This is a genomic window from Streptomyces sp. NPDC052682 (assembly GCF_040678435.1).
Lineage (GTDB): Bacteria > Actinomycetota > Actinomycetes > Streptomycetales > Streptomycetaceae > Streptomyces.
Window position 1 is genome coordinate 1 of the sequence record NZ_JBFATS010000014.1, and the last position, 21,750, is coordinate 21,750.

Genomic DNA, 21,750 nt, shown 5'->3' on the forward strand with positions numbered 1-21,750 from the left:
GACGCTTGCCACTGAGCGCGTACGAGACGGTGGAGCGCGAGACACCGGCCCGCCGGGCGATCTCACCGATGTTCACGGCGACTCCTTGCTCGCATTGGTCGAACCGGTTCGACACTCCGTGAGACGGAACGACCGGTCGCGGGGGTGGTGGAATGGGGACTGCGGTGAAACGTCACGATCCCGGTCGTCGAACCGGTTCGGTGAAGCGAAGATAGGAACGCCACAGAGGGCTGTCAACGCCTGCGGCGGAACTTCTCGCCACCGTCCTGCCCCCCGGACGGTCTGCGGACTCACCGTGTGTCAGGGGTATTGCTGAGCGCCGCACTCGCTGCTACGTTCCGGCGAACCGATTCGACGAAGCGAGGTTCCCGGCAGCCGGGGACCCGCTGCGCACCGCCCTCGGCGTGCCGAGCGCCGGGTCGTGGTCGTGGTGGATGGGGAGGTCCGCCCCGCTCAGGGGCACCCCGCTGCCACCCCGCCGCTCGGCGACGATCTGGGCCGCGATGGACAGGGCCGTCTCCTCCGGCGTACGGGCGCCGAGGTCCAGGCCGATCGGTGAACGCAGGCGCGCCAGCTCCAGGTCGCTGACGCCGGCCTCGCGCAGGCGCCTTTCGCGGTCCAGGTGGGTCCGGCGGGAGCCCATCGCGCCGACGTAGGCGACCGGGAGCCGCAGGGCCAGCCGGAGCAGGGGGATGTCGAACTTGGCGTCGTGGGTCAGGACGCACAGCACCGTGCGGGCGTCCACGGAGGTCCGCTCGAGGTATCGGTGCGGCCATTCGACGACGATCTCGTCGGCCTCCGGGAAGCGGGCCCGGGTAGCGAAGACCGGGCGGGCGTCGCACACGGTGACGTGGTAGCCGAGGAACGCGCCGACGCGGACCAGCGCCGACGCGAAGTCGATCGCGCCGAAGACGATCATCCGGGGCGGCGGGACCGACGACTCCACCAGCACCGTGAGCGGTGCTCCGCAGCGCGAGCCCTGCTCGCCGATCTCCAGCGTGCCGGTGCGGCCGGCGTCCAGGAAGGCGCCCGCCTCCGCCGCGACCGTACGGTCCAGCTCGGGACGGGCGCCGATGCCGCCCTCGCGGGAGGCGTCGGGGCGGACCGCGAGGGCCCGGCCCGTCAGACCGGCCGGGCCCCGCACGATCCGCGCGAGCGCGATCGCCTCGCCGCGCGCGGCGGCGGCCAGCGCCGCCGCGACGGCCGGGCGGGCGGGGTCGCCCACCCGTACCGGAGTGACGAGGACGTCGATGACGCCGCCGCAGGTCAGGCCGACGGCGAAGGCGTCGTCGTCGCTGTAGCCGAAGCGTTCCAGGACGGTGCCGCCGTCCTGGAGCGCCTGTCGGCACAGCTCGTAGACCGCGCCCTCCACGCAGCCGCCGGAGACCGATCCGATGGCCGTGCCGTCGGCGTCGACCGCGAGCGCGGCGCCGGGCCCGCGGGGCGCGCTGCCGCCGACCGTCACCACGGTGGCCACGGCGAAGTCACGGCCCTGCTCGACCCACCGGCTGAGTTCCTCGGCGATGTCCAGCATGTGTCTCGGTCTCCTTGCGGCAGCGGTGTGGGACGGGGTGGCGATCACGCCCCGCCGGCTCTCGCGCGTCCTGCGGGCGGCGCGCAGGGGGACGTCCCGTGCGCCGCCCGCAGGGTCCGCTCACGCGGTGCCGGTGAGGTGCTCCGGCCGGACCGGTGTCCTGTTCAGCTCCAGCCCCGTCGCGTCGCGGATCGCCGCGAGGACGGCCGGCGTCGAGGACAGGGTCGGGGCCTCGCCGACGCCCCGCAGGCCGTACGGGGCGTGGTGGTCGGCGAGTTCGAGCACGTCGACCGGGATGGTCGGCGTGTCGAGGATGGTGGGGATCAGGTAGTCGGTGAAGGAGGGGTTCTTCACCTTCGCCGTCTTCGGGTCCACGATGATCTCCTCCATCACCGCCACGCCCAGGCCCTGGGTGGTGCCGCCCTGGATCTGGCCGAGCACCGACAGCGGGTTGAGCGCCTTGCCGACGTCCTGCGCGCAGGCCAGCTCGATGACCTTGACCAGGCCGAGCTCGGTGTCGACCTCGACGACGGCCCGGTGCGCGGCGAAGGAGTACTGCACGTGCCCGTTGCCCTGCCCGGTGTGCCGGTCGAAGGGCTCGGTCGGCCGGTGCCGCCACTCCTCCTCGACCTCCACGGCCTCGTCGCCGAGAACGTCCACCAGATCGGCCAGGACCTCGCCGGCGTCGGTGACGACCTTGCCGCCCTCCAGCAGCAGCTCGGCCGTCGCCCAGGCCGGGTGGAAGGAGCCGAACCTGCGGCGCCCGAGCTGCAGGACCTTCTCGCGTACGAGCTCGCAGGCGTTCTTCACCGCGCCGCCGGTGACGTACGTCTGCCGGGACGCCGACGTGGAACCGGCGCTGCCCACCTCGGTGTTGGCCGGGTGGATCGTCACCTGGGCGACGCCCAGCTCGGTGCGGGCGATCTGCGCGTGGACGGTGACACCGCCCTGGCCGACCTCCGCCATCGCCGTATGGACGGTGGCCACCGGTTCCCCGTTGAGGACCTCCACGCGGACCTTCGCGGTGGAGTAGTCGTCGAACCCCTCGGAGAAGCCGACGTTCTTGATGCCGACCGCGTACCCGACCCCGCGGACGACGCCTTCGCCGTGCGTGGTGTTGGACAGGCCGCCCGGCAGCTGCCGTACGTCGGCGCCCTCGCTGGACTCCCACTGCCGCTCGGGGGGCATCGGCATCGCCTTGACGCGGCGCAGCAGTTCCGCGACCGGGGCCGGGGAGTCGACGACCTGGCCGGTCGGCATCAGGGCGCCCTGGGACATGGCGTTGCGCTGCCGGAACTCCACCGGGTCCATGCCGAGCCGCTTGGCCACCTTGTCCATCTGCGCCTCGTAGGCGAAGCACGCCTGGACCGCGCCGAAGCCGCGCATGGCGCCGCAGGGCGGGTTGTTGGTGTAGAGGGCGATGGCCTCGATGTCGACGTTGTCGACCACGTACGGGCCGACGCCGAGCGAGGAGGCGTTGCCGACGACCGCCGGGGAGGCGGAGGCGTACGCGCCGCCGTCCAGGACGATGCGGCATCTGACGTGGGTGAGCTTGCCGTCCCGCGTGGCGCCGTGCTCGTAGAACAGCTTCGCCGGGTGGCGGTGGACGTGCCCGAAGAACGACTCGAAGCGGTTGTAGACGATCTTGACCGGTTTGCCGGTGCGCAGTGCCAGCAGGCAGGCGTGGATCTGCATCGACAGGTCCTCGCGCCCGCCGAACGCGCCGCCCACGCCGGCCAGCGTCATGCGCACCTTCTCCGGCGGCAGGCCGAGCACCGGGGCGATCTGCCGCAGGTCGGAGTGGAGCCACTGGGTGGCGATGTAGAGGTGGACGCCGCCGTCCTCCTCGGGCACGGCCAGGCCGGACTCGGGGCCGAGGAAGGCCTGGTCCTGCATGCCGAAGGTGTACTCGCCCTCGACGATGACGTCGGCGCGCTCCCGGGCGGCCGCGACGTCGCCGCGCACGATCGGCTGGCGGTGCAGGATGTTCGGGTGCGGGACGTGCGGGGCGTGGTGGTCGGTGCGGTTCTCGTGGACCAGGACCGCGTCCGGGGCGAGGGCGGAGGCCTCGTCGGTGACGACGGGCAGCTCGCGGTACTCGACCTGGATCTTGGCGGCGGCGCGGCGGGCCGTCTCCGGGTGGTCGGCGGCGACGATCGCGACCGGCTCGCCGTGGTGGCGGACCTTGCCGTGCGCGAGGACCGGGGTGTCCTGGATCTCGAGGCCGTAGTGCTTCACGTCGGTGGGCAGGTCGTCGTAGGTCAGGACGGCGTACACGCCCGGCGTGGCCAGCGCCTGGCCCGTGTCGATCGACACGATCTCGGCGTGCGCGACCGGGGAGCGCAGGATCTGGCCCCAGAGCATGTCCTCGTGCCACAGGTCGGACGCGTAGGCGAACTCGCCGGTGACCTTGAGGGTGCCGTCCGGGCGCAGGGTGGACTCGCCGATGCCGCCCTTGGCCGGGGAGCCCTGGGTGATCTTCGACGGGATTCCGCTGGGGGACGCCATGATCAGACCGCCTCTCCCTGCCGGGCGGCCGCCAGCCGGACCGCGTCCATGATCTTCTCGTAGCCGGTGCAGCGGCACAGGTTGCCCGACAGCGCCTCGCGGATGTCCGCGTCGGTCGGGGTCGGGTTGCGCTCCAGCATCTCGTCGGCGGCGACCAGCAGGCCGGGTGTGCAAAAGCCGCACTGGACGGCGCCGGCGTCGATGAACGCCTGCTGGACCGGGGACAGCTCGGCGCCCTCGCCGGTCTGCGAGTCGGTGCCCTGGACCCGCGGCGCACCGCGGGAACGCTGCCGGGCGTAGTCGGCCAGGCCCTCGACCGTGACGACCTCCCGGCCCTCCACCTGACCGGCCGCGACCAGGCAGGCGCACACGGGCACGCCGTCCAGCCGGACCGTGCACGACCCGCACTCGCCCTGTTCGCAGGCGTTCTTGGACCCCGGCAGACCGAGCCGCTCGCGCAGCACGTACAGCAGGGACTCGCCCTCCCACACGTCGTCGGCCTGCTGCGGCCGTCCGTTGACGGTGAAGTTGACGCGCATCACGCGGCTCCCTTCGCGGTGCGGCGGGTGCCGCGGTACGACTCCCAGGTCCAGGTCAGCGTGCGGCGGGCCATGACGCCCACCGCGTGGCGCCGGTAGCTCGCGGTGCCCCGGACGTCGTCGATCGGGTTGCACGCTGCGGAGCACAGCTCGGCGAACTGCCGGGCGACCGACGGGGTGATGATCTTTCCGTTGTCCCAGAAGCCGCCCTCCTCGAGCGCGGCGTTCAGGAACTCCTCCGCCGCCCTGGCCCGAACGGGTGTCGGGGCGGCCGAACCGATCCCGGTCCGCACGGTCCGGCTCTCGGGGTGCAGCGCGATCCCGAAGGCGCACACGGCGATGACCATCGCGTTGCGCGTGCCGACCTTGGAGAACTGCTGCGGTCCGTCGGCCTTCTTCACGTGCACGGCCCGGATCAGCTCGTCGGGGGCGAGGGCGTTGCGCTTGACGCCCCGGTAGAAGTCGTCGATCGGGATCATGCGCCTGCCCCGGACCGACTCCACCTCCACCTCGGCGCCCGCCGCGAGGAGGGCGGGGTGGGCGTCACCGGCCGGGGAGGCGGTACCGAGGTTGCCGCCGACACCGCCGCGGTTGCGGATCTGCGGAGAGGCCACCGTGTGCGAGGCCAGCGCGAGGCCCGGCAGCTCGGCGCGCAGGTTCTCCATGATCTTCGTGTACGGCACACAGGCGCCCAGCCGTACGCTGTCCTCGCCGACCTCCCACTCGTCGAGGTCACCGATGCGGTTCAGGTCCATGAGGTACTCGGGCCTGCGGTGGTCGAAGTTGATCTCGACCATCACATCGGTGCCACCCGCAATCGGCACAGCGGTGGGGTGCTCGGCCTTCGCGGCGAGCGCCTCCTCCCAGCTGGCGGGGCGAAGGAAGTCCATGACCGGCTCTCTTCTTCGTCATCATGGGGTGTACGGATCAAGCCAATCCGTGGGCGGCGGGCCCGGCTCGTTCCCCTGCTGTTCACGTCGGATGAGAGCCAGTACACAGCGCCTGCGACGCCCGGGTCAGTCACGGAAAGCCTGAAGGAGTTGGCTGGCCAGCACGCCCATCTTGTAGATTCGTATGAACGGAGGCCTTCAGTAACCTCCTCGTTTTCCCGGGGAAACGCGCGACACAGCCGCGTGACCTGGAACACGGCCGGGACACCGCCCGGGAGACGGCGAGCAGCGCTCACCCCCCGCCGAACGGGCCCCTCACCCACCACCCTGCACCATTCAGCGAAAAATTCGAGACAAGAAACGGCGGCGACGAGAATGCGGCTGCGCGCACTGCTGGACACCGACGCGCTGGGCCTCAGGCTCCTCGGTGGTGAGGACGAGCTGGACCGCACCGTGCGGGGTGTGATGACCACCGACCTCAGGGACCCCAGCCGCTACCTGTCGGGCGGCGAGCTGGTGCTGACGGGCCTGGCCTGGCGCCGGGACGCCGCCGACTCCGAGCCGTTCGTACGGATCCTGGTGCAGGCCCAGGTGGCTGCCCTGGCCGCCGGCGAGGCGGAGCTGGGCGACATCCCCGAGGACCTGGTCGTGGCCTGCGCCCGGCACCGTCTGCCGCTGTTCGCCGTGCACGAGTCGGTGGCCTTCGCGACCATCACCGAGCACGTCGTCCGGCAGGTGTCCGGAGAGCGCGCCGGGGATCTCGCGGCCGTCGTGGACCGGCATCGCCGGATGATGACCTCGGGCCCGGCGGGCGGCGGCCCGGACGTGGTGCTGGACCTGCTCGGCTCGGACCTGGACCTGCGCGCCTGGGTGCTGTCCCCCACCGGCCGCCTCGTCGCCGGCCCCCGGGTGGCCGGCCCCGCCCTGCCCGCCGACACGTGCGCCCGGCTCGCGGCCGAACACCTGGCGGCCGCGCGCACCGGCCGCCGCGGCCCCCACCGCGTCATCCTGGGCACCACCCCCTACTCGCTCTTCCCGATCCGCTCCGGCGGCCGCTCCCCGCAGCCGGCCCGGGACGCGCGGGAGACCCTGCTGTCCGACTGGCTGCTGGCCGTCGAGGCGGACGCCGGGGACTGGCCCGACGAGCGGCTCGACCTGGTGCACGGCGTCACCCAGCTGATCGCGGTCGAACGGGACCGCCGCGACGCGGCCCGCAGCGTCCGCCGCCGCCTCGCGCAGGAGGTGCTGGAACTGGTGCAGACGGGTGCGGCGCCCGCCGAGATCGCCGCCCGTCTGCGGGTGGCCGCTCCGGTCCTGCTGCCCGGCCTGGGTGCCGCCCCGCACTGGCAGGTGGTCGTCGCCCGCGTCGACTGGGAGGGTGAGGCCGACGGCGGCCCGGCGGCGCAGTCGCTGCTCGAGGAGATCCTCGTCGAACCTTCCCGGAGTGCCCCGGCCGGCGGACAGTCCGGCGGGCCGGAGCCCTCCGAGCGCATCGCCGTGGCCCACAGCGGCGACGAGGCCGTCGCCCTCGTGCCGCTGCCGGCCGTGTCCGCCGAACACGACGGCTCCGAGACCGGCGTCCTCGCCGACACGCTGCTGGCCGCGGTCCGCGCCCCGCTCACCGCCGGCCTCGGCGACGAGGGGCGGATCACGCTCGGCGTGAGCGCGGCCGTGCACTCGGCGGAGGGCCTGCGCGGCGCCCTGGAGGAGGCCCGGCACGCCCGCCGCGTGGCGGCCGCCCGCCCCGGCCCGGTCTGCGCGGCCGGCCACCAGGAGCTGGCCTCGCACGTCCTGCTGCTGCCCTTCGTCCCCGACGACGTCCGCCGCGCCTTCACGGCCCGTCTGCTGGACCCGCTGCGCGACTACGACCGCCGCCACCGCGCCGAACTCATCCCCACCCTGGAGGCCTTCCTCGACTGCGACGGCTCCTGGACCCGCTGCGCGACCCGCCTCCACCTGCACGTCAACACACTGCGCTACCGGGTGGGCCGCATCGAGCAGTTGACGGGCCGTGACCTGTCCCGCCTGGAGGACAAGCTGGACTTCTTCCTGGCGCTGCGGATGAGCTGAAACACGTGAGGCCGGTCAGTCCCCCTACTTTGTGAAATCCTTCACCCACCCTCTTGGCCGGGCCCGCCGATTCGTGCTGAGATGCGGCCACCACTCAAAGCTCGATGGCGTGCTCGGGGAGGGCAACGTGGCGCATCCCGCCATGTCTGGTAACGGAACGACCGCCGCTGACGATCCCCTCCAGACCGCGGTGTGGCGGCTGCGCTCCCGCGCCTGCTGGGCAGACGCGGCAGCCCTGCTGGTACCGGCCACCGCCGCGGCGGCTCTCCAGCGGGCCGCGCTGCTGGTGGAACGCTGCCTGTACACCGAGCAGGGCTGGGAGGAGGCCGAGGACGCGCTGCGCACCGCCGAGGCGCTGGCGCACAGCGACGACGAGCGGGGCGCGGCCGCTTGTGAACGCGGGTACTTGGCGTACGCCGCGACGCTGCTCGGCGTACGGGACCGCTCGGACGAGGCCCGGGCGGCGCTCGGGCGGGCGGCGGCGCTGCTGCCCCCGGGCGCCGCGGGGCGTGCCCTGCTGGACTTCCGGCGCGGGCTGGTGGCGCAGAACCTCTCCGAGGCCCCGCAGGCGGCCCGCGCCGCCTTCCGCCGCGCCCACGCGGGCGCCACCGCCCACGACGACCAGCTGCTGCTGTCGTTCACCTGGCGGCATCTGGCCGGACTGGCCCTGCGGGAGGGCGAGCTGGCGGAGGCCCGGCACGGCTTCGCCGAGTCGCTGCGGATCCGGGAGGAACTGGGCTACCTGGTCGGTACGGCCCCGGCGCTGGTGTCCCTCGCCGACACGGAGACGGAACCGGAGGCGTCCCGGCTGCGGGAGGAGGCACGGCGGCTGTTCCGGCTGCTCGGGGGTGTGCCGACCTGGCTGGCCCGGCAGCTGGCCCCGCCGACGGCGACGGCGTGAGCTGCGGGCCGGCGCTCATCCCGCCGGTCGGAGATCCCGAAGCCGGGCACATACACCGGCCGGCAGGTCCCGGTCGTCCGGCACCCCGCGGCCGGGCGCGAGCCGGCGCCCGGCTCAGGTCTCCCGCACCGGCGCGTACACGTCGGCGTGCAGCCCGAACGTCCAGGCGACCCCCGCCTTCGCGGTGCGGGTCGACGGGGGCACTCTCAGCCAGTACGTGCGCCGGGTGCCGTCCGGTTCCGGTGTGGAGTTGAGCACCTCCACCATCACCACGGGCTCGTCGTCGTGCAGGTCGATCCGCCACAGGGTGCCCGTCTCGTCCCGGTGGACAGGGCGGGCGCCGGAGTCCGCGAGGTAGCGGTCGTAGCCGTAGTACTCCAGCATCACCCGCCGCAGCTCGGCGTTCTCCTCCGCGCGGATCCGCTCGGGGGTGAGACTGGGCAGTTCCGCGAGGAAGGCGGCCGGTACGGGCATGCCGCGCCAGGCGTGCAGGGCGAAGCCGTCGGGGTAGGCGAGCGCGGGTCCGTCGCCGTGGTCCAGGCGCCCGGCCTCGTCGCGGTGCAGCTCGACGGGCCGTTCCGCCACCACCGCGACACGGGCGTAGGGCCACCACCAGCCCGCGCTGCGGCACACCGTGGCCAGCGCGTCCAGCGGGCCGTCCTCGGCGGGGAACGCGGCCAGCCAGGGCGCGTCGTGCTGCCCGAGCACGGCGTCCAACAGGAGCAGCCGGATCTCCGCGGCCTCCCTGCCCGTGTCCCGGCCCGCCAGGTCCTCGATCACCCCGGCTGTGATCCGGTTCACGAGTGCCTGGGCGGTCTCCCACAGCCGGCCCCCGGTCGCCGCCCAGTGCGCCGACCACCCCTCGGCGCCCAGCTCGGCGTGCAGCCGGCGTCGTGCGCGCGCCCAGGGAGCGCTGCGGACCGCCTCGCGCACGCTGGGCCCGCGGTCCGGGAGCCGTCGCAGCAACGCGACGGCCTCGCGCGGGGATCCGGCCCACACCACTTGTTCCGGTTCCGTGAGCCCCGCCCGCCGGTAGGCCGCCCGCACGCCCCGCTCGGCGGTCGCGCGGTCGGCGGGCACGGTCGCCGAGGCCCACGCCCGCCACCGGTCCAGGCCGTCGGCGGCCCCGGCCTCCCGCTGCGCCGCGTCGCTGTCCGTCATCATCAACTGCCCCTCCCTCAGGACCGGTTCGGTCCGCACTCAGTCGGCCACGATCCGCACGGACCCGGGCACGTACTCCCGCTGCCTGATCACGCGGTACCAGCCCTCGGGCAGGGCGATCGCCGCGTGTTCCTCGTGCACCACCCGGCCGCCCTGCGGCAGGTGCAGCAGCAACGGGCCGAAGGGCCCCGGCTCGCGGATCAACTCGCCCGGCCCGACGACCGCGTGGGCGTGCCCGGTGACCTCGCCGAGCGCCAGGACGAGCCGGCCCCGCGCGTCACGCCGCTCCCGTGGCGCGTGCGCCACGTGCTCCGGCACCGCCTCCCGTGTCACGGGCACGATCAGTACGTCTCCCTGCCGGTACATGGCTGTCCCCTCACCGCCGGGCGCACCGTGCGCCGGCCTCATGACCACGACCGTAGGGGCCGCCACTGACAACGGCCCGAAGTGCCGCCCCGCCCACGGGCGCTGTCAGTGGCGGTTGGTAGAACTGCGGTCACCACACGCCGCACACTCTTTCTCCTCGGGAGCAGCCGTATGACCATCGGTGACCACCTCCACGGGCTGTACCGGCTGCCCGCCCACACGTTCCCCAAGGTGGACACGCCCCTGGACCACCTGCCCGAACCGGACGCCGTGGCCTGGCGGATCGCCTCCGACACCTACGACAGCGACGAGAGCTGGGCCGGGGCCTTCGCGCGCTTCTGCTCCGCCGTCGACACCACGCGCGTGCGGGCCCTGATCGTGGGCGCCTGGGAGGAGGCCTACGAGACGCCCCCGTCCGAGGTGATCGAGGCCCTGCTCGGCGCCCGGGACCGTCTCCCGGCGCTGCGGGCGCTGTTCCTGGGCGACATGGTGATGGAGGAGTGCGAGATCTCCTGGATCCACCAGACCGACGTCACCCCGCTCCTGTCCGGCTTCCCCGCCCTGGAGGAGTTCGGGGTGCGCGGCGGCACGGACCTGCGGTTCCCCGCCGTACGCCACGAGGCGCTGCGCAGACTCGTCGTGGAGAGCGGCGGACTGCCCGCCGAGGTGGTGCGCGGCATCGGCGCGAGCGACCTGCCCGCCCTGGAGCACCTGGACCTGTGGCTGGGCACCCCCGACTACGGCGGCGACAGCGAGGCCGCCGATCTGGAGCCGCTGCTGTCCGGGGCCCGCCTGCCGCGCCTGCGTCATCTGGCGCTGCGCAACAGCGAGATGCAGGACGCCGTGGCCGCGGCCGTCGCCTCCGCCCCCGTCGTGGAGCGGCTCGAGGTGCTGGACCTGTCCATGGGTGTGCTGACCGACGAGGGCGCCGCCGCGCTCCTCGGCGGGCAGCCCCTGACCCATCTGAAGAAGCTCGACCTGCACCACCACTACCTCAGCGAGCCGTTCGTGGAGCGGATCCGGCAGACCCTCGAGCCCGCCGGTGTGGAGGTGGATCTCGACCGCGGCGACGCGGAGGAGGACACCGAGGACGACGGCACGGTCTGGCGCTACGTCGCGGTGGGCGAGTGAGCGCACGCCCCCGGCCGGCGGCCCGGCCGCGTTTCGCGGTGGTCGGCAACCCCGAGAACCGGCGGGTGTCCCTGTTCGCCGCCGCGGTGCGCGCGGCCGGCCTGCCCGGCCCGCGCGTTGTGCCGTGGACGGACGTCCTGCGCGACCAGGGCGCGCACTTCGCCGCCGAGGAACTCGTCCGTGTCGACTCCCCCGGCGAGAACACCGAGGTGGACCGTCTGCTGCGGGGCGTCGCGGACCCCACCCGGGTGGAGGGTTCGGCCCGCTGGTACGCCGCCTTCACGGCCGCGCTGCGCTCGCTGCGCGGCGGGATCCACCTGGCCGACGCGGACGAGCTCGCCGTGCTGTTCGACAAGCGCCGCTGCCACGCCGTGCTCGACGGGGCGGGCATCCCCGTCCCGGCCTCCCCCACGTCGGGCCCGGACGGTGCGCCGGTGCGCGGCTGGGACGACGTACGGGCGCTGATGCGGGAGCACCGGATGCCCCGGCTGTTCGTGAAACCCGCGCACGGGTCGTCCGCCTCGGGGGTCCTCGCCGTCGAGTCGGGCGCCGGCCGCATCAGGGCGACCACCTCCGTGGAGCTCGCCCCGGACGGGCGGCTGTACAACTCGCTCAAGGTGCGCCGCTACGAGCGGGAACGGGACCTCGCCGCCATCGTCGACGCGCTCGCCCCCGACGGGCTGCACCTCGAACGCTGGGTGCCCAAGGCCTCCCAGCGGGGCCGCACCGCCGACCTGAGGGTGGTCGTGGTGGCCGGCCGGGCCACCCACGCGGTGGTGCGCACCAGCCGCCGGCCGATGACCAACCTGCACCTCGGCGGCAGCCGCGGCGACCTTCAGGAGGCCCGGCGGGCCGTGGAGGCGGCCGGCGCGCGCTGGGCGGACCTGCTGGAGCTGTGCGAGCGGGCCGCGGCCTGCTTCCCGGGCACGCTGTGCGTCGGCGTGGACCTGCTGCCGGCCGTCGGCTGGCGCCGGGCGTTCGTCGGCGAGGTGAACGCCTTCGGCGATCTGCTGCCCCGCCTCACCGGGCTGCCGGGCAGCGGCGCCGAGGACTTGGACACCTACGGAGCACAGGTCGCGGCCGCCCTGCGCGCCCACGCCGGGCCCGGCCCGCACCGGGCGCACCACCGATCCGCACAGAACAGGAACACCCCATGTCCGAGCCCGACATGAACGAGGTCGTCGGCGACCACGACATCCTCCTGGTCACCCTCGACACGCTGCGTTACGACGTGGCCGCCGAGCTGGCGGCCGAGGGCCGCATCCCGCACCTCGCCCGTCACCTGCCCGGCGGCCGCTGGGAGGAGCGCCACGCGCCGGGCAGCTTCACCTACGCCTCCCACCAGGCGATCTTCGCCGGTTTCCTGCCGACCCCGGCCGCACCGGGACCGCATCCGCGCCTGTTCGCGGCGAGCTTCGCCGGCAGCGAGACCACCGCCGAGGGCACCTTCGTCTACGACACCCCCGACCTGGTCTCCGGCCTGGCGAAGGCGGGCTACCACACGGTGTGCATCGGAGGGGTGGGCTTCTTCAACAAGCAGGGCCCGCTCGGCTCGGTGCTGCCCGGCCTGTTCCACGAGTCGCACTGGGAGCCGGAGTTCGGCGTCACCTCGCCGCACTCCTTCGAGCACCAGGTCGCCCGCGCCGAACAGGTCGTCGCCCGGCTCCCCGCCGAGCAGCGGCTGTTCCTCTTCGTGAACGTCTCCGCGCTGCACCAGCCGAACTGGTTCCACCTGCCCGGCGCCACCCGCGAGGCCGGCGACAGCCGTGCCACGCACGCCGCCGCGCTGGAGTACGTCGACCGGCACATCGGCCGGCTCTTCGCCGCCGTGAGCTCCCGGCGCCGCTGTTTCGCGATCGTCTGCTCCGACCACGGCACCGCCTACGGCGACGACGGCTACACCGGCCACCGCCTGGGCCACGCGTGCGTGTGGACCGTGCCGTACGCCCACTTCTTCCTCGACCCCGCCGAGGCCGCCCGATGACCACCGCCGCCCCGCCGACCACGCCGTACCAGCACTACGTCTACGCCTATCCCCACAAGACCGCCTACCGCAGGCTCCCCGACCGTCCCGCGCTCAGCGCGCTGTGGGCGGCGGAGGACAAGAGCGCCCTCTCCCTGTACCTGCACATCCCGTTCTGCGAGGTCCGCTGCGGCTTCTGCAACCTCTTCACCCGCGTCGGCGCCCCGGACGGGCTGACCGGCGCCTACCTGGACGCCCTGGAGCGGCAGGCCACAGCCGTGCGCGAGGCGCTCGGGGAGTCGGACGGCGTCCGGTTCGCCACGGCGGCCTTCGGCGGCGGCACGCCCACCTTCCTCACCGCGGCGGAACTGACCCGCCTCTGCGACATCGCCGAGCACCGCATGGGGGCGCAGCTGCGCACCGTCCCGCTGTCTGTGGAGGCTTCGCCCGCCACCGCCACCGCCGACCGCCTCGCCGTCCTGGCGGAGCGCGGGACGACCCGGCTGAGCCTGGGCGTGCAGAGCTTCGTCGACTCCGAGGCCCGGGCCGCCGTACGCCCGCAGCGCCGCGCCGACGTCGAGGCGGCCCTGTCCCGGATCCGGGACGCCGGCATCCCGGTCCTCAACATCGACCTGATCTACGGCATCGACGGGCAGACCGAGCAGACCTGGCGGCACTCCCTGGACGCGGCCCTGGCCTGGCGCCCCGAGGAGCTCTATCTCTACCCGCTGTACGTCCGGCCCCTCACCGGCCTCGACCGCCACCGCTCACCGGCCGGTCCCGACCCGGCCTGGGACGCGCAGCGGCTGCGCCTGTACCGCGCGGGCCGCGACCACCTCCTGGCCCACGGCTACGTGCAGCAGTCCATGCGCATGTTCCGCCGGGCCGACGCCCCGCCGCAGGGCGCCGACGACTACGCGTGCCAGACCGACGGCATGATCGGCCTGGGCTGCGGGGCCCGCTCGTACACCACCGGCCTGCACTACTCCTTCGACTACGCGGTCGGCATGCACGAGATCCGCGGCATCATCGACGCCTACGTCACGGCCACCGACTTCGCCCACGCCGAGGTCGGCTACCGCGTGGACGCCGGCGAGGCCCGCCGCCGCCATCTGCTGCAGTCCCTCCTCCAGGCGAAGGGCCTGGTGAGCCAGGAGTACCACGCCCGCTTCGGCAGTGCCCCCGCCGACGACTTCGGCCCCGAACTCGACGCCCTCACCGACCGCGGCTGGCTCGACACGGCCGATTCCACGCGCCTGCGGCTCACGCCGGAGGGGCTCGCCCACTCCGACGCCGTCGGCCCGCTGCTGTTCTCCCCCGCCGTACGGGCCGCCATGGCCGCCTACGAGAGGAAGTGACCGGCCCGCCGTGGACCTGACCCTCCTCTACCGGGGCCCGCTGGCCTCCTGCGACTACGACTGTCCCTACTGTCCCTTCGCCAAGCGGCGCGACTCCCCCGCCCAGCTGCGGGCCGACCGTGCCGCCCTGGAGCGCTTCGCCGGGTGGGCCGCCGCCCAGCGCGAGGACCGCCTCTCCCTCCTGTTCACCCCGTGGGGCGAGGGCCTGGTCCGCTCCTGGTACCGGCGCGCCCTGGTGGAGCTGTCCCACCTGCCGCACATCCGCCGCGTCGCCATCCAGACCAACCTCAGCTGCCGCACGGACTGGCTCGACGGGGCCGACCTGGACACGCTCGCCCTGTGGTGCACGTACCACCCGGGCCAGACGCCCTACGACCGCTTCCTCGCCAAGTGCCACGACCTGTCCGGCCGCGGGGTCCGTTTCAGCGTCGGCGTCGTCGGCCTGCCCGCGCACCTGGAGGCGGCCCGCCGCCTGCGCGCCGACCTGCCCGCGCACGTCTACCTGTGGATCAACGCGGCCGAGGGACACACCTACACGGACGCCGAGGCCGGGCAGTGGACCGCGCTCGACCCGCTCTTCCCGTACAGCCGCACCCCGCACCCCAGCGCGGGCCTGCCCTGCCGCACCGGCGCGTCGGTGATCTCGGTCGACGGCGAGGGCACCGTCCGCCGCTGCCACTTCGTCCGCGCGGAACTGGGCAACCTCTACGACGGCTCCTACCGCGCCGCCCTGCGCGCGAGACCGTGCCCGCGCGCCGTCTGCGACTGCCACATCGGCTACGTCCACCTGGAGACACTGCCGCTGTACGACGTGTTCGCGGGCGGCGTCCTGGAACGCGTCCCGGCCGACGTCCCCGCGCGGCACACCGCCCTGCCCGTCACGCTCACAAGCCGCCCGGACACCGACAACACGGACACCGCCGGCCCACGACGATGACGTGCCACGCATTCGGCACCGGCACGCGGCTGCCCACACAGCCGCCGCCGGACCGGCGCCGACCGTGCGGCTGAACGCCCTCCGCCCGCTGCGCACCCAGGCGCACCTTCGCCGCAGCGAAGCCGGGTGCCGCCCAGGCGCCCGCACGCCTCAGCGGAACGGATGCCGGACCAGGCACCCGCACGCCCCAGCAGAACCGGTTTGCCGGCCCAGGCAGCCGCACGTCCCAGCGGAGCCGGTCGCCGGCCGCAGTAGGCCAGGTCCGGGCCTCAGGCTCCCGCGAAGTGCTCCCCCACCAGCACCCGCACCACGTCCACGTCCCCGGCGGTCAACGCGTCCAGCAGCGCGGTGTGCTCGTGGGCGTCCGCCAGCAGCTCCGCCCGTCCCCGTGGCGTGCCCGGCCCCGCGCCGACCAGGGGCCACTGGGCGCGCCGGTGCAGGTCGTCCGCGATCTGGACCAGCTGGGAGTTGCCCGACAGGGACAGCACCGCGCGGTGGAAGGCCCGGTCGGACTCGGCGTACGTGAAGCGGCAGCCGGTGGACGCGGCACGGACCGTGGCCTCGGCGAGCGGCCGCAGCTCGGCCCACCGCTCGGCGGGCACCGTACGGGCCAGCCGCAGCATCACCGGCACCTCGATCAGCGCCCGTACCTCGGCGAGCTCCGCCAGTTCCCGGGCGCCCCGTTCGACCACCCGGAAGCCCCGGTTGGGTACGACCTCGACGGCCCCCTCGAGCGCCAGCTGCTGCATGGCCTCCCGCACGGGCGTCGCGGACACCCCGAACCGCTCGGCGAGGACGGGCGCCGAGTAGACCTCGCCGGGCCGCAGCTCGCCCCTGACCAGCGCGGCGCGCAACGCGTCGAGGATCTGCCCGCGCACGGACGCCCGCTGGACGACGGGACGGACCACGGGGCGAACGACAGGAGGGACAACGGAAGGGACGCCGGGAGGAACCGGTGCGGGCTCGCCGTGCGTGTGCTCACCCCGGGCGGCGCCGTCGCCGGTCCCACTGCCCCTCTCGACGTCCACCGGGCCGGGCTGGGCCGGCACCCGCGCCCGCCGGCCCACGGCCGCCCGGACGTCGGGGACCCCCGTCCCGGCGGAATCCGCGGAGCCCTGCCCGCTGTGCCTCACGGGTCCTCCTCCGGACGTGTCGGTACTTGGGGGTCATTGCGGCGGGTTGTTACTCGCCCGTCAAGCACCATAAGCGCACAAGCCGTCAGTTCAAATCCCGACGATCATGAGTAAGGGTAGGCTTACCTGAAACCTGCCAGGCTCGACCAGACGTGGACGGTGGTCCGTATGCCCGTGCCCTCCTCGGCCGTCGCGGCGGCGTACACCCGTCTCACCGAGGTCCTCCCGGGGCTCGCCGTCACCGAGGCGGCGGCCGGGCAGGAGGTGCCGGCCGGTGGCGGCTGGGTGCGCGCCGACCGGCTCGCGGCGGGCGGGGCGGAGCTGGAGGCGTTCCTCGCCTGGGACGACGCCCAGGTTCTGCGGGACTACGGGCGGCGGGCCCGCCCGGACGTGGTCGCCAGTTTCGGTCTGCACCGCTACGCCTGGCCCGCCTGCCTGCTGATCACCGTGCCGTGGTTCCTGTACCGGCGGGTGCCGCGCTACCCGGTGACGCACGTCGCCTACGACCGCACGGCCCCCGGTCTCGCCCTGGGCCGGATGGCCGTACGCCCGGCCGGTTTCGCCTGTCTGCCCGGCGACCCGGCGGCCGTGCTGCCCGGCGCCCGGGTGGTCCGCGACACCGAGGCGCTGCGCACGGAGGTCCGCGCGGCGGTCGCCGAGCACCTCGAACCGGTTCTCGCCGCCTTCGGCCCGCGCATGCGGCGCCGCGGCCGGGCCCTGTGGGGCATGGTGACGGACGAGGTCACCGAGGGCCTGTGGTACGTCGCCCGGTTGCTGGGCGAGAAGGAGGAACTCCGGGCGATCCGCGAGCTGGACCTGTTGCTGCCCGGCTCGACCGGGCCGTACGCCGGCGCGGCGGCTTTCCGCCCGCTCGCCGGTCCGCGCGGCGAACCCCGGCACACCCGGGACCGGGTGAGCTGCTGCATGTTCTACACCCTGCGCCCCGAGGACATCTGCGTCACCTGCCCGCGTGCGTGCGCCGCGGGCCGGGCCCCCAAGGTCGCCGCGGCCGCGGCCGGTTGAGGGCCCCTCAGGCCAAGGCGCTGCCCAGCATGTCGTAAGATCATCCGAGAGTGGGACACCCACACGGTCGCAGGCGATTCACACTTCCCTCACCGGTCAGGGGAACTTTCCGCCGCACCAACCGTGCGGGTAGTCTTATTCGAACTCAACTCCCGCCCCTCAAGCGGCAGTTCGAGCAGAACGCCGTCCTGGGCATTCCCTTGCACTTCCTTGGCGGCCTCTTGCCCCGAAACCCCCTGAGGGCCGGTGGGATTGGGCCACTATGGCGGGCGTTACGCCCTATCCCAATGCAAGGGACCCCGAATGAGACTGACCGACATATCGCTGAACTGGCTGCTTCCGGGCGCCGTCCTGCTCCTGGGCATGCTGGCGGCGGTGGCGGTGCTCGCGCGCGGCAAGCGCTCCTCGGTCAAGGACACGAGCGCCGACGATTCCTGGGAACGCGCGGAGGAGCGCCGCAGGCGCAAGGAGGCCATATACGGCACCGTCTCCTATGTCCTGCTCTTCTGCTGTGCGGCCGTCGCCGCCGCGCTCTCCTTCCACGGCCTGGTCGGCTTCGGTGAGCAGAACCTGGGCCTGACCGGCGGCTGGCAGTACCTGGTGCCGTTCGGCCTGGACGGCGCGGCGATGTTCTGCTCCGTGCTGGCGGTGCGCGAGGCGAGCCACGGTGACGCCGCCCTCGGCTCCCGGATACTGGTGTGGACCTTCGCCTTCGCCGCCGCCTGGTTCAACTGGGTGCACGCCCCCAGGGGTGCGGGCCACGACGGCGCCCCGCACTTCTTCGCGGGCATGTCCCTGTCCGCGGCGGTCCTCTTCGACCGCGCGCTGAAGCAGACCCGCCGGGCCGCGCTGCGCGAGCAGGGCCTGGTGCCCAGGCCGCTGCCGCAGATCCGCATCGTGCGCTGGCTGCGCGCGCCCCGCGAGACGTACCGGGCCTGGTCGCTGATGCTTCTGGAGGGTGTCCGCAGCCTCGACGAGGCGGTCGAGGAGGTGCGCGAGGACAAGCGCCAGAAGGAGGAGGCCCGGCGGCGGCGGCGCGAGCAGGAGCGCGTGGAGCGCGCCCAGCTGAAGGCGATCAGCCGTGGCCACCGCGGGTTCGTCGGCCGCGGCGGGCGCCAGGTCGAGGTGCAGACCGTGGAGCGCGGCTCCGACCTGGTCTCCGCGGAGCCTGCCATATCGGGGCCCGAGCAGTTGCCGCCCGCCCCGTCGCGTCCCTCTCTTCAGCCCGTACGCAGCGGAGCTGACCCGGTCACCGTCGACCTCACGGCGGAGGACGACACGATGGCCCTGCCGCGCCTGGACTCCCTGGAGCGCAAGCTCAAGGACCTGGAGCAACAGTTCGGCTGACGCACCGGCGGGGTGAGGGGGCGTGGTCCGGCGGGCCACGCCCCCTCACCGTGTACGCGGTTCACGCCGCTTCGGCGTCGAGTTCGAACCACACCGCCTTGCCCACCCCGTGCGGCTGGACACCCCAGGAGTCCGCGAGGGACTGCACCAGGACCAGGCCCCTGCCGTGCGTGCCGTCGTCGGTGGCCACGCGCGGGCTCGGCCGGCCGGCCACGAAGTCGCGTACCTCCACCCGCAGCGCGCGCGGGCCGACGGTGGCCGTCACGACGGCGTCCCGGTCGGTGTGGACGAGTGCGTTGGTGACGAGTTCGCTGGTGAGCAGTTCCGCGATCTCCGATCGTCCGGGCCTCCCCCAGTGCCGGAGCAGCTCCCGCAGCGCCCTGCGCGTCTCGGGCACCGCCCGCAGGTCCGCCCTCCCGAGCCGGCGCCTGAGCTGACGCGCCGGTCCCTGTTCCGTGCCGCCGCCGGTCCTGTCCTCCACTGTCTCCGCCGAGGAGCCCCCGATCGCCAGGGGACCGCCCCCTCGTGCCTGCCTTTTCATGACCCCCGCCCGCGTGCCGATGTCGGTTCCCCTCCTGCTCGAACACGTTCACGGGGATCCTTGCCCGGCCCGCTCGCGGGCAGTCATCCCAGGTCCTCGACAACCAGGTGTTCGGCCACGGACAGGGCGTTCCCGGCCCGGGCGGGACAGCGGGTGCGCGGGGGGCGTGCTCCGGCGGAGGCCTGCGGTACGTCCGCTCCGGCCGACGGCGCCGATGCGTCCGGGCCGGGCGGCCCGCGTCCCGTACGCCTGGGGACCTACGGGTTCAGGCCCGGATCCGGACCGCGCGGAATCGGCCCCAGCGCCGCGCGCCCTCCGCCGATCCGGCCGTACGCGGAGCAGCGGCGGACGGGGTGTTCCGGGCCGCTGGGAAGCGCGCGAAGTTGGCCGAACTCCGACGGTCGCGGGTCCCCTTCCCGGCGGGTTCGTCTCCCCGTACGGCACCCGGGGGCGGTGGGAGCCGGGCACCGACCGGACCTTTCTCCCGCCGCCCGGGGCCTCACGCCTCCCACACGGCGGCGGCCGTACGGTCGTCCGCGTATCCCTTGACCCGTACCTGGGTGTCGGCGAGGAACGCCGCCAGGCCGGGCGGTTCGGAACCGGACCACCGTTCGGTCAGGTACGCGGAGAGTTCCGGCTCGCCCCGCAGCGGCTCGGCGAAGCCGGGGCTGCACATCAGCAGCGTGTCGCCGGGGCGGGCCACAGAGGCGCGGAAACGGAAGGGCTCGGGGGGCGGTTCGGGGGCGGGCTCGTACGGACTGGGCGGGGTGGGGATGCCCAGGTCCATGGTGAGCCGGTCGCCGTCCGGGGTCTGGGCGGGCGGCGAGCCGAAGCCCATCACGGGTTCGCCGGTGACGTGGGCGACCTGCGGTTCGATGTCCTGCCACTGCCCGTCCCGCAGCCGGAACAGCCCGCCCTCGCCGACGCCGAAGAAGACGCGCGTCCGGCACGTGGGGTCGGCCGGCAGCAGCAGGCAGCGCAGGGTGGCCGCGTACTCCTCGGGGCGCAGTCCCTGTTCGGCGGCGCCGGCCCGGAGCCGGCCGAGGCTGCGGCCGGTCAGGCGGTGCAGGCCGGACTTCAGGTCACCGCGCCGGGCGGCCCTGATGTCGTCGACGAGCCGGGCATGGCTGCGGCCCACGGCCCGGGCGATCCAGTGGCAGGCCTCGGCGGCGGCGCGGTGCGCGCCCGGTGTGGCCCGGGCTCCGGTCGCCACGACGACCAGGATCAGGGCCTGGTCGCCCGTGCCGAACCGGGCGGTGAGCAGACCGTCGCGGCGCGGTTCGCCGCGGTAGCGCGCCGAGTCGCCGCGGACGGAGGCGGCCCGCAGGGTGCAGCTCCCGTACCGGGCGCCGTCGAGGACGGTGTCGGGGACCAGGTCGTCGAGGCCGTCGGCGTCGGCGGGCGGGAGCGCGGTGGGTTCGGCGTCGTAGGTGGGCGGGCGGGACCCCACGTAGGTGCGGGGTGGGGGCGGGTAGGGGCGAGCGGCGGGTGCGGCCGGCGGCGGTCCGGGGGGTGCTGGTGGGGCGGCGGCGGTCTGCGCGCCGGGGCTGTCCGGGGAGCGCTCGGGGCTGGGCGGTGCCGCCGGCTGCGGCGGGACCGCCGGGGGCGGGCCCGGGGGCCTGCGGGGGATGTCGGGCGCAGCGGCCGGGGCCGCAGGGGCCGTCGTGGAGCGGTGCTCCACGGCCGGACCGGCCGTCGGCGGGGCGGGGGGTGCCTGCGGGGCCGGCGCGGCAGGGGGCTCGGCGGAGGCGCGGGGAGGCGGCACGGACGGCGCCGGATCATGCGCCGGAGGTGCCGGGGGTGCCAGCGGGGCCGGCGGGGTCAGGGGCGGGCGTTGCGGTGGTTCAGGGATCTCCTGCCGTCCTTCCGGCGGGGACGTCACGGGTCCGGCGGGCCGGGCGGCCGGCGGCTCCCAGGGGGCGCGCCGCGGTGCGGGGTCCGGGGGGCGCGAGAGGTCCGCCGTGTCGTCGGGCCCGGTCCGCGGCGACGGGACGACCGGCCCGGGGCCGGGCCGGTCGTTCACCGCCCCGGACGCCGACGCGAACCGGTCGTCCAGGGAATCGGCCGCGGGCGTGGGGCCCGTGTCACCGGTGGAGTCGTCGTACAACTGCCCCCACCAGTCGTCCTCCTGACCGGTGGGCCTTCCCCCCTGCTGGCTCATGCCCCCAATTGTCCACCGCACGGGCCGGATGAAAACGGTGCATCGGGAAAAACGGCCGCCGCCCTCCCACCGCACCGGCACGTCGGGCGACAAGAGGAACGGCCGTCCGATTTCCCCGTCACCTTCCGCGCTGACCTGCGCCGAGTGCGGGAAGCCACCGCTGACCTGCGTGTTCCCCGGTCGTCCG

The 21,750-nt window shown here is 74.3% G+C and carries 19 protein-coding genes; 9 read left to right on the top strand and 10 right to left on the bottom strand.

The window, feature by feature from the left end:
• The 5 genes from AB0K80_RS22355 to AB0K80_RS22375 all read right to left on the bottom strand — a co-directional run.
• Nucleotides 1-115, bottom strand: a 115-nt coding sequence (locus AB0K80_RS22355) for a LacI family DNA-binding transcriptional regulator (RefSeq protein WP_365672578.1), incomplete at its 3' end; no start/stop codon positions are given.
• A gap of 216 nt (nt 116-331) precedes the next feature.
• Nucleotides 332-1,534, bottom strand: a complete 1,203-nt coding sequence (locus tag AB0K80_RS22360; RefSeq protein WP_365672248.1) for an XdhC/CoxI family protein — start codon at nt 1,532-1,534, stop codon at nt 332-334.
• Nucleotides 1,535-1,654: 120 nt separating this feature from the next.
• Nucleotides 1,655-4,042, bottom strand: coding sequence for a xanthine dehydrogenase subunit D (gene pucD, locus AB0K80_RS22365; RefSeq protein WP_365672250.1), 2,388 nt, complete (start codon nt 4,040-4,042; stop codon nt 1,655-1,657).
• 2 nt (nt 4,043-4,044) lie between these two features.
• Nucleotides 4,045-4,581, bottom strand: coding sequence for a (2Fe-2S)-binding protein (locus tag AB0K80_RS22370; protein ID WP_365672252.1), 537 nt, complete (start codon nt 4,579-4,581; stop codon nt 4,045-4,047).
• A complete protein-coding gene (locus AB0K80_RS22375) occupies nt 4,581-5,471 on the bottom strand; it encodes a xanthine dehydrogenase family protein subunit M (RefSeq protein WP_365672254.1) in 891 nt (296 codons plus the stop codon). Before AB0K80_RS22375 ends, AB0K80_RS22370 begins: the two co-directional genes overlap by 1 nt.
• Before the next feature lie 375 nt (nt 5,472-5,846).
• On the opposite strand from AB0K80_RS22375, the gene AB0K80_RS22380 reads away from it, so the two are divergent.
• Nucleotides 5,847-7,541: a PucR family transcriptional regulator ligand-binding domain-containing protein gene (locus AB0K80_RS22380; RefSeq protein ID WP_365672256.1), complete on the top strand. Its 1,695-nt coding sequence runs from the start codon at nt 5,847-5,849 to the stop codon at nt 7,539-7,541.
• A 142-nt stretch (nt 7,542-7,683) separates the two neighbouring features.
• A complete protein-coding gene (locus AB0K80_RS22385) occupies nt 7,684-8,442 on the top strand; it encodes a hypothetical protein (protein ID WP_365672258.1) in 759 nt (252 codons plus the stop codon).
• Nucleotides 8,443-8,556: 114 nt separating this feature from the next.
• On the opposite strand, the gene AB0K80_RS22390 is transcribed toward AB0K80_RS22385, so the two are convergent.
• Together AB0K80_RS22390 and AB0K80_RS22395 are read right to left on the bottom strand one after the other, a co-directional pair.
• Nucleotides 8,557-9,606, bottom strand: a complete 1,050-nt coding sequence (locus tag AB0K80_RS22390) for a DUF6745 domain-containing protein (RefSeq protein ID WP_365672260.1) — start codon at nt 9,604-9,606, stop codon at nt 8,557-8,559.
• A 36-nt stretch (nt 9,607-9,642) separates the two neighbouring features.
• Nucleotides 9,643-9,969 (bottom strand): hypothetical protein, encoded by a 327-nt coding sequence (locus AB0K80_RS22395; protein WP_365672262.1) that lies wholly within the window; start codon nt 9,967-9,969, stop codon nt 9,643-9,645.
• A 171-nt stretch (nt 9,970-10,140) separates the two neighbouring features.
• Between AB0K80_RS22395 and AB0K80_RS22400 the strand changes: the two genes are divergently transcribed.
• From AB0K80_RS22400 to AB0K80_RS22420, 5 genes are read left to right on the top strand one after another with little or no spacing between them, the layout of a single operon-like run.
• A complete protein-coding gene (locus AB0K80_RS22400) occupies nt 10,141-11,100 on the top strand; it encodes an STM4015 family protein (protein WP_365672264.1) in 960 nt (319 codons plus the stop codon).
• Nucleotides 11,097-12,272, top strand: a complete 1,176-nt coding sequence (locus AB0K80_RS22405) for an STM4014 family protein (protein WP_365672266.1) — start codon at nt 11,097-11,099, stop codon at nt 12,270-12,272. The genes AB0K80_RS22400 and AB0K80_RS22405 overlap by 4 nt, the downstream gene beginning before the upstream one ends.
• Complete coding sequence (locus AB0K80_RS22410; RefSeq protein WP_365672580.1) at nt 12,269-13,084, top strand: STM4013/SEN3800 family hydrolase; 816 nt, start codon at nt 12,269-12,271, stop codon at nt 13,082-13,084. The genes AB0K80_RS22405 and AB0K80_RS22410 overlap by 4 nt, the downstream gene beginning before the upstream one ends.
• Entirely contained in the window at nt 13,081-14,421 is a 1,341-nt protein-coding gene (locus AB0K80_RS22415; RefSeq protein ID WP_365672268.1) for an STM4012 family radical SAM protein, read from the top strand. The genes AB0K80_RS22410 and AB0K80_RS22415 overlap by 4 nt, the downstream gene beginning before the upstream one ends.
• A 10-nt stretch (nt 14,422-14,431) precedes the next feature.
• Entirely contained in the window at nt 14,432-15,358 is a 927-nt protein-coding gene (locus AB0K80_RS22420) for an STM4011 family radical SAM protein (RefSeq protein ID WP_365672271.1), read from the top strand.
• A 269-nt stretch (nt 15,359-15,627) separates the two neighbouring features.
• Here the strand turns inward: AB0K80_RS22420 and AB0K80_RS22425 are convergent, their stop codons facing one another.
• Nucleotides 15,628-16,425, bottom strand: coding sequence for a GntR family transcriptional regulator (locus tag AB0K80_RS22425; RefSeq protein ID WP_365672582.1), 798 nt, complete (start codon nt 16,423-16,425; stop codon nt 15,628-15,630).
• Between the two features lie 234 nt (nt 16,426-16,659).
• On the opposite strand from AB0K80_RS22425, the gene AB0K80_RS22430 reads away from it, so the two are divergent.
• Together AB0K80_RS22430 and AB0K80_RS22435 are read left to right on the top strand one after the other, a co-directional pair.
• Complete coding sequence (locus AB0K80_RS22430) at nt 16,660-17,514, top strand: (2Fe-2S)-binding protein (protein WP_365672274.1); 855 nt, start codon at nt 16,660-16,662, stop codon at nt 17,512-17,514.
• Nucleotides 17,515-17,817: 303 nt separating this feature from the next.
• Complete coding sequence (locus AB0K80_RS22435; protein ID WP_365672276.1) at nt 17,818-18,861, top strand: DUF2637 domain-containing protein; 1,044 nt, start codon at nt 17,818-17,820, stop codon at nt 18,859-18,861.
• 61 nt (nt 18,862-18,922) lie between these two features.
• Here AB0K80_RS22435 and AB0K80_RS22440 read toward each other — a convergent pair whose 3' ends face one another.
• The gene (locus AB0K80_RS22440) at nt 18,923-19,402 is read right to left on the bottom strand and encodes an ATP-binding protein (protein ID WP_365672278.1); all 480 of its coding nucleotides are present in this window, start codon (nt 19,400-19,402) and stop codon (nt 18,923-18,925) included.
• Between the two features lie 499 nt (nt 19,403-19,901).
• On the bottom strand, nt 19,902-21,563 hold the full coding sequence (locus AB0K80_RS22445; RefSeq protein ID WP_365672280.1) for a protein phosphatase 2C domain-containing protein: 1,662 nt from the start codon (nt 21,561-21,563) through the stop codon (nt 19,902-19,904).
• Nucleotides 21,564-21,750: the final 187 nt, after the last annotated feature.